The organism is Microbacterium sp. SWDP-B6 (assembly GCF_059803615.1).
In genome coordinates this window covers 59,982-72,369 of sequence record NZ_JAPFGV010000006.1, presented here as the reverse complement: position 1 = coordinate 72,369, position 12,388 = coordinate 59,982, and the positions used below count along the sequence as shown (strand labels likewise).

General features: G+C 68.4%; 9 protein-coding genes. 4 read left to right on the top strand and 5 right to left on the bottom strand.

What is annotated here, in order from left to right; all coding sequences use genetic code 11:
- Positions 1–88: 88 nt before the first annotated feature.
- Positions 89–1,849, bottom strand: coding sequence for a glycoside hydrolase family 3 protein (locus tag OPU70_RS09965; RefSeq protein ID WP_498557659.1), 1,761 nt, complete (start codon positions 1,847–1,849; stop codon positions 89–91).
- A gap of 2 nt (positions 1,850–1,851) precedes the next feature.
- Complete coding sequence (locus tag OPU70_RS09960; RefSeq protein WP_042537930.1) at positions 1,852–3,150, bottom strand: MFS transporter; 1,299 nt, start codon at positions 3,148–3,150, stop codon at positions 1,852–1,854.
- A gap of 134 nt (positions 3,151–3,284) precedes the next feature.
- Between OPU70_RS09960 and OPU70_RS09955 the strand changes: the two genes are divergently transcribed.
- Positions 3,285–4,568, top strand: coding sequence for a TetR/AcrR family transcriptional regulator (locus OPU70_RS09955; protein ID WP_498557658.1), 1,284 nt, complete (start codon positions 3,285–3,287; stop codon positions 4,566–4,568).
- A gap of 35 nt (positions 4,569–4,603) precedes the next feature.
- Here the strand turns inward: OPU70_RS09955 and recQ are convergent, their stop codons facing one another.
- Positions 4,604–6,679 (bottom strand): DNA helicase RecQ, encoded by a 2,076-nt coding sequence (recQ, locus tag OPU70_RS09950; protein ID WP_498557657.1) that lies wholly within the window; start codon positions 6,677–6,679, stop codon positions 4,604–4,606.
- A gap of 91 nt (positions 6,680–6,770) precedes the next feature.
- Between recQ and OPU70_RS09945 the strand changes: the two genes are divergently transcribed.
- Positions 6,771–7,088, top strand: coding sequence for a GNAT family N-acetyltransferase (locus OPU70_RS09945; RefSeq protein ID WP_498557656.1), 318 nt, complete (start codon positions 6,771–6,773; stop codon positions 7,086–7,088).
- A gap of 84 nt (positions 7,089–7,172) precedes the next feature.
- Here OPU70_RS09945 and OPU70_RS09940 read toward each other — a convergent pair whose 3' ends face one another.
- On the bottom strand, positions 7,173–7,550 hold the full coding sequence (locus OPU70_RS09940) for a hypothetical protein (protein ID WP_042537935.1): 378 nt from the start codon (positions 7,548–7,550) through the stop codon (positions 7,173–7,175).
- A 64-nt stretch (positions 7,551–7,614) separates the two neighbouring features.
- Between OPU70_RS09940 and OPU70_RS09935 the strand changes: the two genes are divergently transcribed.
- Complete coding sequence (locus tag OPU70_RS09935; protein ID WP_498557655.1) at positions 7,615–8,577, top strand: pirin family protein; 963 nt, start codon at positions 7,615–7,617, stop codon at positions 8,575–8,577.
- A 59-nt stretch (positions 8,578–8,636) separates the two neighbouring features.
- Here OPU70_RS09935 and OPU70_RS09930 read toward each other — a convergent pair whose 3' ends face one another.
- The gene (locus tag OPU70_RS09930; protein ID WP_498557654.1) at positions 8,637–11,669 is read right to left on the bottom strand and encodes a S8 family peptidase; all 3,033 of its coding nucleotides are present in this window, start codon (positions 11,667–11,669) and stop codon (positions 8,637–8,639) included.
- A gap of 166 nt (positions 11,670–11,835) precedes the next feature.
- On the opposite strand from OPU70_RS09930, the gene OPU70_RS09925 reads away from it, so the two are divergent.
- Positions 11,836–12,378: an ECF transporter S component gene (locus tag OPU70_RS09925; RefSeq protein WP_042537937.1), complete on the top strand. Its 543-nt coding sequence runs from the start codon at positions 11,836–11,838 to the stop codon at positions 12,376–12,378.
- Positions 12,379–12,388: the final 10 nt, after the last annotated feature.

Genomic DNA, 12,388 nt, shown 5'->3' with positions numbered 1-12,388 from the left:
GGCAGCACGCAGCCGCGAGCCCTCGGAACGACGAAGACCGCCCCGCAGGTCGATGCCTGCGGGGCGGTCTCAGAGGGGCGGTCGAGTGCTAGAGCGTGAGCCCGTGACCGAATCGGAAGAGCGGATCTGCGGTGTCGAAGGGCACGTCCGGACGCGAGGCGACGACCGCCGCCATCGACCTCGGCAGGTCGAACGGCAGCCTGCCCTGCGCGCCGGCGACGCCACTCAGCACGTCGAGCAGCGCGGCCGCGGAGACGCCCCAGTTGACGGTGACGGCAGCCGCGGCATCCGTGATCGGCTGGAGGATCGGCGGACGATCGGCGAGCACGTCGACCACGGTCGGCACGGCACCCGCGATCGCACGCACGTGATCGAGCACCTCGTCGGGGAACTCGAGCGAGCCCGCGTGGAAGAAGTTCTCGAAGGTGGTGTCGCGCTGCTCGAACGGGGCCTGCAGGCGGATGACCGCGAGATCGGCCTCGCCCGGCGTCGCGACGACCTCGCCGTAGGCCGCCGCGACTTGTGCGTCGATCCCTTCGACGTAGAGCTTGAGCCCGGTGGCGAACGGCAGTGCGCCCTCGTTCGTCAGCACGGTGACGGACGCTCGTTGGGCCGCCTCTCCGGCGGCACGGAACTCGGCGCTGCCGACGATCTCATCGGCCGCATCCTCGTCGACGAACGGGTCCTCGAAGAGCCCGAGCTCGAACTTCTCCCGCAGGATCCGTCGTGCCGAGACATCGAGTCTCTCCTCCGAGACAGAGCCGTCGGCGAGGAGTTCGAGCAGCAGCTCCGGGCAGTCCTCGCCGCCGAACTGATCGACGCCGGCATCCAGCACCTTGAGCATGCGCTCGCGCGGCGTCAGGTCTTCGACGCCCCACGCGCGAGCAGGGAACGGCTGCCCGAAGATCTCGGCGTCGTTGATCAGTCCCCAATCGGTGCAGACGAGCCCGTCGAACCCGAAGCGCTCGCGCAGCAGGCCCGTGATGACCGATCTGTTGAAGCCGAAGCCGACCTCTTCGTATTCGGTTCCCACGGGCATGCCGTAGTACGGCATCATCTGTCGGGTGCCCGCGGCGAGGGCGTCTTCGAAGGGCTTGAGGTGCAGCTCGAACTCGTCGCCCGGGTAGACCTGCTCACGGCCGTAGGGGAAATGCGGATCCTCCCCGTCGAGTTGCGGCCCTCCTCCCGGGAAGTGCTTCGTCATCGTCGACACGGATCCGGGGCCGAAGGAACCGCCTTGGAATCCACGGATATATGCCGCTCCGAGAATGCCTGTCAGTTCAGGGTCCTCCCCGAAGGTCGCGGTCTGCCGTGCCCACCGTGGTTCGGTGGCGAGATCGACCTGCGGATGGAGCGCCACACGCAGACCGACGGCCGTATATTCCTGTCGAGCGATATCAGCGAAACGCTCCACCAGCTCAGGGTCTCGAGTGGCTGCGAGACCGAGTGTCTCCGGCCACTGCGAGAACGGCCCTGCGAGGATCGATGCCCCGGGGTTCTCGCTGAACGAATGCCGCGGGTCGGTCGACAGAGTGACCGGGATGCCGAGTCTCGTCGAGGCGGCGAGCCGCTGCAGCTCGTTCTGCCACGCCGCGATCTCGCGCCCGGTGGGCGCGGCACCCAGCAGATTGAAGTGCGTCATGTTCTTGACCTCGACGAACTCGCGCGCGCTCGGGGTGCCGAAGATCGGGTTCGCCTCGTCGAGGTCGCCGATCGCGATCATCGTGTGGAAGAACAGCCCGGCCTTCTCCACGATGGTCATCTCATCGAGGAGCAGCTGCACGCGCTCATCGATCGCCAGACTCGTGTCGAGCCATGGTCGCGCGGTGATGACATCGGTGTTCGTCATGGTCACTTGACTCCCTTGATGCGGTAGACGAGAACGGCGCCGGCGAGCGCGACGAGCGCCCCGAACAGGTACCAGGTGGTGTATCCGCCGAGCGGGGTCGCCGCCCCGAGTGCGATGATGCTCGGCGCGATGGCGGGAGCGATCGACTGCGGAAGAGCGTTCGCGATGTTCAGCACGCCGAGGTCCTTGGCGACATCGTCGGGATTCGGCAGCACCTCGGTGGCGAGGGCGAGGTCGACCGACAGGAACGAGCCGGCACCCAGGCCGATGATGGCCTGCGCGACGATCACGACCGGGATCGAGGGTGCCAGGGCCAGGATCACGAGGCCGACGACCATGATCACTCCGGCGATCGCGACGAACGGTCGCCGCTTGCCGATCCTGTCGGACAGGAACCCTCCGAGCGGGGCGGAGATGGCCATCGCCGCCATCGACGCGAGGTTCGCGATGAGGATCGTGCCGACCGCCCCCTGCTCGTCGAGCTCGAACTTGTTGACGAGGTACAGGGGAAGGAAGGTGGCGATGCCCGCGTAGCCGAACATGACGAAGAACTTGGTCAGCCAGGTCCAGCCGAAGTCCGGGTGCTTGCGGGGGTTGAAAACGAACGAGCCGAAGAACGTGCCAACAGTGAAGCGTGTGGCCGGCTTCTCGGTGAGTCGACGATCCTTCAGCGTGAGCACGAACACGACGACCAGGATCAGCGCGATCGCACCGGGGACGAAGAACCGCTCGAAGTCACCGGGGAGGAAGTTCACGATGAAGCTGCCGGCGAGGATGCCGATGGGTGTCGTGATGCCGATGATGCCCGAGACCTTGCCGCGGCTCGAGACCGGCACCTGGTCGGGCAGCGTGGCATTGGCTGCAGCGAGCACCGCGTTCATCGACGCCTGCACGAGGCACCAGGCCAGCAGCACGACGAGCACCGAGGTCGCGGCGCCGATGATCGCGAAGCCGCCGAGACCGACGATCGCTCCGCCGAGGATCCAGGGGCGGCGCATGCCCCACTTCGAGGTCGTGCGGTCGGAGAGACGCCCCACCAGCGGGTTCGCGATGAGCGCGAATGCAGCGCCGACTCCCATCACGAGGCCGAGGCTCGCCTCGGTGTTCGTGGGGTCGAGGCGCTGGATCTTGAACGCCATCGACACCATCACGGGGGTGAGAAGCGCCAGGTAGACGCCGAAGTTCACGGCGGCGAGTCCGGGCGTATATCCGCGGGGCGTCTTCAGCGGCGTGGTGCCGGGGACTTTGAAGCCGGTGGTACCGACGGCAGCCGCAGTCGCGGCCGATGACAGCTCTGTCACGGGGGATCCTTTCGGGCAAGGTTCGTCGGTCATCTGCGACCGGACGTGAGGAAGACGATACACGAATCTCGACCGTTTGGTAAGTGAATATCTACCGACTGGTAATGAGAGAGAATGAGGGGGAAGGGGGAGCGATGACGACAGCGACGACGACAGGCTCGCGTCAGGCGCGCGCCGCGGCCACGCGCCAGCGGATCGTGGACGCCGCCCGCGAGTTGTTCATCTCGAACGGGTACCGCTCGACGTCCCTGCGCGACATCGCCGCCGCGGCATCCGTGAGCCACCCCGGCCTCCTCGGCCACTTCGCCTCGAAGGACGACCTGCTCGCCGAAGTCGTCGCCGGATTCGAGGAGGAGAACGAGAGGGCGTTCGATCTGGTCGGGGCGGCATCGGACTCGGGCGAGCTGATCTTCGCCGACGTTGCACGGCGCAACGCGCGCACCCCGGGTTACCTGGAGCTCTTCGCCGCACTCACGGGCGAGGCGTCGGCCCCCGAGCATCCGGCCCACGAGCGGATGCGACAGCGATACGCCCGTCTGCGTGAGCTGAGCTCGGAGGTGCTCGAGGACGCGGCGCTGCACGGTACCATCGACGCCGGCAGAGATGTGTCAGACGAGACCACCCGTCACATGGCCGGCTGGGACGGGCTGCAGCTGATCTCGCAGTACCTTCCCGACCGCGTCGATGTCGTGCAGATGCTCGAGGAGCGCGAATCGCTGTGGGCGCTGCCCGTCGGTTGGCGCGACCCTGCCCAGCCCGCACCCGCAGACGTGGCCGCGGGTCCGATGCCCGCCATGTCGGCGGCGCTCGTCGAGGGCGCTGGCGACAGCGAGCCCGGTTACGCAGTGGGTCGACGCCGTCGGGCGCAGATCCTCGCGGACGCGATGCATCTGTTCTCGCGGGGAGGATACGGCGACACGAGTCTCAGCGACATCGCCAAGGCTGTCGGGGTGTCGAAGTCGACGCTCCTGCACCACTACCCCTCGAAGGAGCTGCTGCTGAGCGCCGTGCTCACCGAGCGCGACCGCGCCATTCAGGAGCGCAGCGAGGACGAGCATCCCGAACGCGCCGGGGCCGCACTGCGCGATCTCCCCACCGGCGCGCGCGTCAGCGCACTCGACGAGCCGGGCCTGATCGAGGTGTATGCGGTGCTGTCGTGCGAGGCCGTTCCCGCGACGCACCCCGCCCACGACTACTTCACCGAGCGCTTCGAGGAGGTCATCGGCTACTTCGCCGAGCTCTTCCGACTCGCGCAGGTCGACGGGGACCTGTCGGAGCATCGCGACCCCGAGCACGAGGCCGTCTGGCTCGTCGCGATGTGGGACGGGCTGCAGTATCAATGGCTGTACGACAGGGACGCGGTCGACATCACCGCCCACCTGCGCGCCCATCTCGACGACGTTCTTCCGCTGCGCTGACGCGTGCGACGTCCTGCCGGAGGCCTCAGACGGCGTCAGGCCGCGGCGATCACCGCAAGCACGCCCTCGCCGTAGGCGTCGCGCTTCTTGGCGCCGATGCCGGTGATGCCGTCGAGGTCGGCGAGCGAGGCCGGCCGGTGCTCGGCCAGAGCGCGCAGCGTGGCATCGCCGAAGACGATGTAGGCGGGAACCCCCTGCTCCCGTGCGGTCTCGGCACGCCACGCGCGCAACGCCTCGAACAGCGGACGGTCGCCGGCGTCGAGTGCATCCGCCGCACTCGCCTTGCGGGCCCGCGGTGAGGACGCCGGTCGCCCGATCGTGTCCTTGCGCAGCGGCACAGGGGTCTCGCCCTTCAACACGCCGACCGACTGCTCGCCGGGGGCGAGCGTGCCGTAATCGCCCTGCGCCACGATGATGCCGCGCGCGAGCAGCTGACGGATGACGCTGCGCCAGTCCTGATCCGAGAGGTCGGCGCCGATGCCGTAGGTCGCGAGCTTCTCGTGGCCCTGCTGGCGGATGCGCTCGGTCGAGGCCCCGCGCAGGATGTCGATCAGGTGACCGGCGCCGAACGACTGGTTGCGCTCGCGCTTGAGGCGCACGATCGTCGAGAGCAGCTTCTGCGCGGGGACGAGCCCGTCGAAGGTCTCCGGCGTCTCGAGGCAGGTGTCGCAGTTGCCGCAGGGCTGGGACTCCTGTCCGAAGTAGCCGAGCAGATTCTGTCGACGGCACTCGACCGTCTCGCACAGCGCCAGCATCGCGTCGAGGTGCTGTCCCATCCGCATCTTGAAGGTGCGGTCGCCCGGGCTCTGATCGATCATGCGCCGCTGCTGCACCACGTCGCCGAGCCCGTAGGCCATCCACGCGATCGACGGTTCGCCGTCGCGGCCCGCACGCCCGGTCTCCTGGTAGTACCCCTCGACGGACTTCGGCAGGTCGATGTGGGCGACGAAGCGCACGTCGGGCTTGTCGATGCCCATGCCGAAGGCGATCGTCGCGACCATCACCACACCGTCTTCGCGCAGGAACCGCGACTGGTTCTTCGCCCGCACCTCGGCGGGAAGGCCCGCGTGGTACGGCAGGGCGTCGAAGCCCTGCGCCGCGAGATACGTCGCCGTCTGCTCGACCGACTTGCGGCTCAGCGCATAGACGATGCCCACCGAGCCCTCCGGCTGCGCGCGGATGAAAGAGACCAGCTGCTTGCGCGGATCGACCTTGGGCACGATGCGGTATTGGATGTTCGGCCGATCGAAGCTGGCGACGTAGTGCTTCGCCGTGTCGAGCCTCAGTCGCTCGGTGAGCTCTTTGTGCGTCGCACGGGTGGCGGTCGCCGTGAGCGCCATGCGCGGAACGCCGGGGAACCGCTCGCCGAGGTCGCCGAGTGCGAGGTAGTCAGGGCGGAAGTCGTGGCCCCACTGCGACACGCAGTGCGCCTCGTCGATCGCGATCACGCTGAGTGTGCCTCGTTGCAGCAGCGCCGTGGTCTGCGGCGAGGACAGCCGCTCGGGGGCGACGTAGATGAGGTCGAGCTCACCGGCGACGTACGCCCGTTCGACCTCGCGCCGCTCGTCGATCCCCTGCGTGGAGTTGAGATACGCGGCGTTGACGCCGTTGGCCCGAAGGGCGTCGACCTGGTCGTGCATGAGGGCGATGAGCGGGCTGATCACAAGACCCGTGCCCTCGCGCACGAGAGCGGGAACCTGATAGGTGACGCTCTTTCCGCCACCGGTCGGCATGAGCACGACCGCGTCGCCGCCGCCGATGACCTGATCGACGATCGCGGCCTGGTCGCCGCGGAACTCGTCGTAGCCGAACACCGTGTGCAGCGCCTCGGCCGCCGACGGATAGCGGCTGGGGGTGGCACGCCGCACCGCGGGAGCGGATGCCGCAGAGGACGTTGCGGCGGATGCCGTCGCGCGGGACGCCGACCGCCCGACCTTCGTCGTCACGGGCGTCACGGGACCGGGACCCCAGTCGAGCGGAGGCTCGAACCCGGCGCCCTGCGGCTCCCAGTCCATGGGCTCCGGCGGCTCGGAGGGCTCCCATCCTGCGCCGTCCCAGGGCTCGTCTGCGTACGGCAGATCCTCGTACGGGTCACGGGGAGTCTGCGGCATCCCTCCAGCGTAACGACCCCCGCCGACCTCGGCCCGCCCCTCCACAACTCCACGGGCGTAGGTTGGACGCAGACGCCTGAAGGAGATCCCGATGACCGACATCACCGTCACCCGCGACGACGCAGAATCCCGCTACGAGATCTGCTCGGACGGCACGCTCGCCGGCTACGCCGAGTTCGATCTGCGCCCCGGCGCGATCCGCTTCATCCACACCGAGATCGACCCCGCGTTCCAGGGGCAGGGTCTCGCCGGCATCCTCGCCGAGAGGGCGCTGACGGATGCCGCCGCCTCCGGCGATGCGATCGTGCCGCTGTGCCCGTACATCGCGAAGTACCTGACGACGCACGAGATCGCCGGCGCCGAGATCCGCTGGCCGAAGCGCCCCGGCACCGCACCGGTCGAGGCCTGACCGGATTCGGACCTGGGCGAATGGCCTGGCGGGAATGGCCTGATGGGGATGGCCTGATGGGGATGACCTGACTCCAGGGCTCGACTACTGCAGACAGGTGCCCATGTAGTACTCGAACAGGGCTTCTCCTGATGCTTTGGCGTTGTCGTCGTACGCCTCGATGACCGCCGTGGGGTCGTCATCGATCGATTCCGCACCCACCGTGAGGTAGTCGGTCCAGGCCGTCAGGTCATCGGCGAGCTCCGGGGTCGGCTCGAGCTCCTCGACGAGGCTGAGCCGCGTCTGAACGTCCGCTTCCGTGTTCATCCCCGGGACCAGCGCGACGAACGCGACCGCCGCCGCCTCATGCTCGTCATGGAGTGGACCGCAGAACCCGGCATCGCCCCCTGAGGCGCAACCCGACAGCACCACCGCCGAGGCACCGAGGGCGAGCAGGATAATGGGAGAACGTCGAGACATCATGGGGCGAGCCTAGGAGTCCACCGGAGTGCCGGTGCGCAGACGCCCCTGAGCGAAGGAGAATCGGATGACCGATATCGCGACCCCATCCGGTGACGTCCACGGCGAAGCACGGATCGGCGAACGTCGCATCGTCCTCGAACCGCGCGAGGTGCCTCTCGGCGGGGTGCGCGGCATGAATGTGCTGCGTGTTCTGCCGCACCGCAACCTGCCGACGATCGGGGCCTGGTGCTTCCTCGACCGGTTCGGACCGGCCGACACCCGCATGAGGGTCGAGCCGCACCCCCACATCGGATTGCAGACGGTCACCTGGCCGCTGGTCGGAGAGATCCGTCACCGCGACTCGCTCGGCAGCGACGCCGACCTGCGACGCGGGCAGCTCAACCTGATGACCGCCGGCAACGGCATCTCGCACTCCGAGTACTCGATCGGCGATGACCCCATCCCCCTCGACGCCCTGCAGTTCTGGGTGGTCCTGCCCGACGGCGCACGCCAGGGAGCGGGCGGCTTCGAGCGCCACACCGATCTCCCTCAGGTCCCGCTTCGGGCCGACGAGGGCTCGTCGGCCACGGCCACCGTGGTTCTCGGTGAGTTCGCCGGCGTCACCTCACCGGCCACCGTGCACACACCCATCGTCGGCGCCGAGATCGTGGTGCCGGCCGGCACCCGCGTCCGGCTACCGCTGCGCCCCGAATGGGAGCACGCCCTCATGCTCGTCGAGGGAGATGCAGACGTGGCGACGCACGGGATGACCCAGAACGAGATGCTCTACCTGGGCGACTCGCGCGATGCCGTCGAGGTGACGAGCGTGCAGGATGCCCTGCTCTTCCTCATCGGAGGCGAGCCGTTCGCCGACGAGATCGTCATGTGGTGGAACTTCGCCGGACGTGATCACGACGAGATCGTCGAGGCGCGCACCGAGTGGGAGGCGGCATCCGCTCGCTTCGGCGTCGTCGAGGGGCACGACGTGCGCATCCCCGCACCTCCCCTGCCCGACGTGCGGCTCATGCCCCGCGGTCGGAAGATCTGACTCCACAGCGCATGACGACGCCCCGCGCTCCGAAGAGCACGGGGCGTCGCCTGTGACTGCTACTGCGCGTCGACCGTCACGATCGTGCGCACGGCGGACTCACCGTATTGCACGAGTCCGAGATAGCGGGTGCCGGCGGTGAGGCCGGTCCAGCTGAGCTCGTAGCTCGTCGCCTGGCCGCGCACGGCCTCGATCGGGTTCGGGGTCGCCGTGAACGCCCCCTCACCCTCGGGCTGCACGTTGGCGTAGGTCATGTCCCACGTCATCGGCGCCGAGGTCGAGTAGACGTTCGCGACCACCAGGTAGGTGCCGGCCGTCGGTGCAGGAAGCGTCACCCGCTCGTCGGCCGACCCCGTCGCCGACTGCCAGCGCTCGTAGTAGCGCAGGTCGTCGGGGCTCACGACCCGATAGACCGTGAGGTCGAGGTCGCTGCCCGTGTCATCCGACGAGTCGAGGTCGAAGCGCGAGAGCGTCGTGCCCTCCGGCACGTCGACGATCCACGACACGTCCTTGTTCGCGTCTCCCGATGCCTCGTCACCCGAGTGGCCGACGACCCGGCCGTCCGGGTCTTCCAGCAGCGTGAACGGCGTGAGGCCCGACACCCCGAGCGCGAGAGCGCCGTCGACGCCGGGAGTGATGTCGACCGTGGTCGAACCGTCGACTCCCGTGCCCTCGACCTCGGCCGGAGCATCCGCCGTGACGGGGAACACCGCGATCGGCGACCGCACCGTGTTCTTCTTGCTCGTCCAGGTGAGCGATCCGGTCGCCCACTGCTCGACCGGTGCGCTCTGGTTGTCGAACGTGACCGTGTAGGTCGCGGTCTGCCCCGGCTTGTCGAACTTCAGCGTCGACGGCTCCACCGTCACGTTCACGCCGGGCAGATCGACGGATGCCGTGAACGTGCCCTTCTCCGTCGCTGTGACCGTGCGAGTGACCGTCTGCGCGCTGGCGAGCGATCCGATCGAGAACGACGCGACATTCAGGTCGCTGCCGTCGATCGGCTCGCCGGGGAAGTCGGCCAGGCCCTTGCCCTCGAGGAACGCCACCCAGTCGGGCACGTCGTTCAGATAGAGCAGACCCGGGTTGAAGTAGCGCTTCGGGTCGACCTGACCCGCGCCCTGCTGGAACGGGTCCTTGTTGGCAGAGCCGTCGGGGTTCACCGTGTCGTATGCGGTGGTCATCATCGCGGACTTGATCTCGGCGGGCTTGGCGTTCGGCCGCTCGCCGAGATAGAGCGCCGCGAGACCGGCGATGTGCGGAGAGGCCATCGACGTGCCGGACAGGATGCCGAACGTCGGCGCCTCTCCGGGAGCGTTCTGCGTGGCCGCGAGGATCGCGACACCGGGGGCAGCGATGTCGGGCTTCATGATGTCGCTGCCGTCTGCCAGCATCGGGCCGCGGCTCGAGAATCCGGCGATCTGCGGCACGGGCGTCACCACTCCGGTGGTGTTCTCACCCACGAGCGTGATCGGACGGTCGACGCCGCCCTGCACGTAGGCGAGCACTGCTGCGCGATGCACCGAGGCGAGGTGCACGGTCGGCACGGCATGGAAGTCGTTGTCGAGCGAGTCGGCGGCACCGGGCACGTTGACGAGCACGACACCCATGCCACCGGCATCCTTCACGACCTGCGACTTCTCGGCGCGAGCGTTGCCGCCTCGGTCGCAGACCACGATGTGACCGGTGACCTTCGCGACATCGAGCGTGCCGGGGAGGCACAGCGCGGCATCGGCGGCGGCCTGACCTGCGGCGGGCGCATCGCCCGCGTAGATCGACGGTCCGGTGATCGTCGTGCCGAAGGGCACGCTCACCGACGCACCGGCCTGGGCGAAGCCGTCGAACTGCACGGTGCCCTCCCACGTGGGGATCGTCGAGGCGGCGACGGTGGTGTACCACGGAGACGCGTGATCGGCCGTGACAGGGTCGGGGCCGTCGTTGCCGGCGCTGGTCGCCACGAAGACGCCCGCGGCGGCCGCGTTGAAGAACGCGATGTCCTCCGGCGCGAGCACGGTCGACGCCGCTCCACCGCCGATCGAGTAGTTGATCACGTCGACCCCGTCGGCGACGGCCTGGTCGATCGCGGCGATCAGGTCGCTGCCGGCACAGATGTCGTCGGTCGTGACCGCCTCGTCGGGTCCGACGTAGCAGGCCTTGTAGGCCGCGACCTTGGCACCGGGTGCGACGCCCGAGATCCTGCCGAAGTCGACGTCCTCGATCGAGGCCTTCACACCGAAGTTGCCGGCCGCCGTGCTCGCGGTGTGCGAACCGTGGCCGTCGCCGTCACGCGGTGAGAGGTAGTCGTACTGGAAGTCGAATCCTGCCGCCTCAGCGCCGGTGTAGAAGTACTGGGCGCCGATGAGCTTCGTCGAGTAGTCGCCCTTGTCCCATTCCTGGGCCTCGACCATCGTTCCCTGGAACTGACCGCCGTCGGACTTGTCGAAGTAGACGTAGGTGCCGTCGGTGTACGGCTGATTCCCCTTGTGGCGCTTGTCCTTCTTGGGCTGCTTCTTGAGGTTCTTGCCCTCGAACGACGGGTGCTCGGGGGCGATGCCGGTGTCGATGACACCCACGACCACGCCCTCGCCGGCCTTGTCGACACCGCCGGTCTGCTGCCAGACGCCGCCGCGGCCCTTCTTGTCGTCGCCGAGACCGAGGAAGTCCGTCGAGGTCTGCGCGTCGGGGTGACGGATGAAGTCGGGGTAGACGCCGTAGACGTCCTTCGACGCACGGAGCTTGTCGACCTGCTCTCCCGACAGCTCGGCGCTGAAGCCGTTGAGCACCACCTGGTAGGTGTTCTCCGGGGTGACCCCGACCTCTTGCGCTATCGTCTGCTGCTCGGACTCGAGATGCTCGACATAGCGCTGCGAATCCTGCGACTGCCTCTCGAGCTGCTCGCCCTCGGCCGGCTTCGTCGCCTTGAGGCCGTTGACGTCGCCGGTGTAGCTCGCGAGCGGATCGGACTTCAGCACGACGATGTAGTGACCGGGCGTGCCTTCGACCGGAGTGGGGTGGTTCACCTCCTCCGTGCTTGCGTAGCCTGCGGTTGCCGTCGATGCGATGAACAGCGTTGCCAGGGTTGTGGCCGCTGCCATCCGGAGGGGTGTTCGACCCATGCGCTTCTCCCGATGATCACGGTGCGACTGCGTTGCCGCACCGCCGTTCAAGCTACGCCGGGCTTCCGTCCACACACCAGAGTCGGGGATTATTCCTGGACGAACGGCCAGCCGTGTCGCCGATGGTCGACAGTAGGCTGGACGAGTGGCATCCTCCCCCGTCCTGACGACCCGCGTGCTGCTGGTCTGCGCCGCGATCGGCGTCGCCACGGGCCTCCTCGGAGGGATCGCCGGCTGGATCACGCTCCCTGTTCTCGCGGGCCCCGCATTCCTCTACGGCCTGGTCCTCGGTTCGCACGTCCTTCCGGGCATCATCGCCCAGGAGGTGCTGCGCCGCCCCCTGGTCGCACTCGTCACGCACGTCATCGCCGCGCTCATCTCGAGCGCCTTCAACCCGGCCTGGACGCTGCGCTTCATCGGCACCGCGCTGCTGTTCGGCGCGATCCAGGAGGGCATCGCCGCACTCACGCGGTACCGCTCGTGGGGGGCGTGGCGCTTCTTCATCTCGGCCGGGGTCATCGGGGTCATCGTGGCGGTCGTGGTGTTCTTCGCCGCTCACCTGGCCGTGCTGCCGCCATGGGCGCAGATCGCCTATCTCGTGATCTCGGTGCTCGGCCCCATCGCCTGGACGGCCGTGGGGTTGGCGATCGGAGGCGCCCTGAGCCGGGCAGGCGTGGCCCGGCGCTGAGCGTCGATCG

What these genes read in the sequence shown, in the direction of transcription:
- OPU70_RS09965 (WP_498557659.1), bottom strand. Translation starts at nt 1,849, where the DNA reads ATGACGAACACCGATGTCATCACCGCGCGACCATGGCTCGACACGAGT.
- OPU70_RS09940 (WP_042537935.1), bottom strand. Translation starts at nt 7,550, where the DNA reads ATGATGTCTCGACGTTCTCCCATTATCCTGCTCGCCCTCGGTGCCTCG.
- recQ (WP_498557657.1), bottom strand. Translation starts at nt 6,679, where the DNA reads ATGCCGCAGACTCCCCGTGACCCGTACGAGGATCTGCCGTACGCAGAC.
- OPU70_RS09955 (WP_498557658.1), top strand. Translation starts at nt 3,285, where the DNA reads ATGACGACAGCGACGACGACAGGCTCGCGTCAGGCGCGCGCCGCGGCC.
- OPU70_RS09935 (WP_498557655.1), top strand. Translation starts at nt 7,615, where the DNA reads ATGACCGATATCGCGACCCCATCCGGTGACGTCCACGGCGAAGCACGG.
- OPU70_RS09930 (WP_498557654.1), bottom strand. Translation starts at nt 11,669, where the DNA reads ATGGCAGCGGCCACAACCCTGGCAACGCTGTTCATCGCATCGACGGCA.
- OPU70_RS09945 (WP_498557656.1), top strand. Translation starts at nt 6,771, where the DNA reads ATGACCGACATCACCGTCACCCGCGACGACGCAGAATCCCGCTACGAG.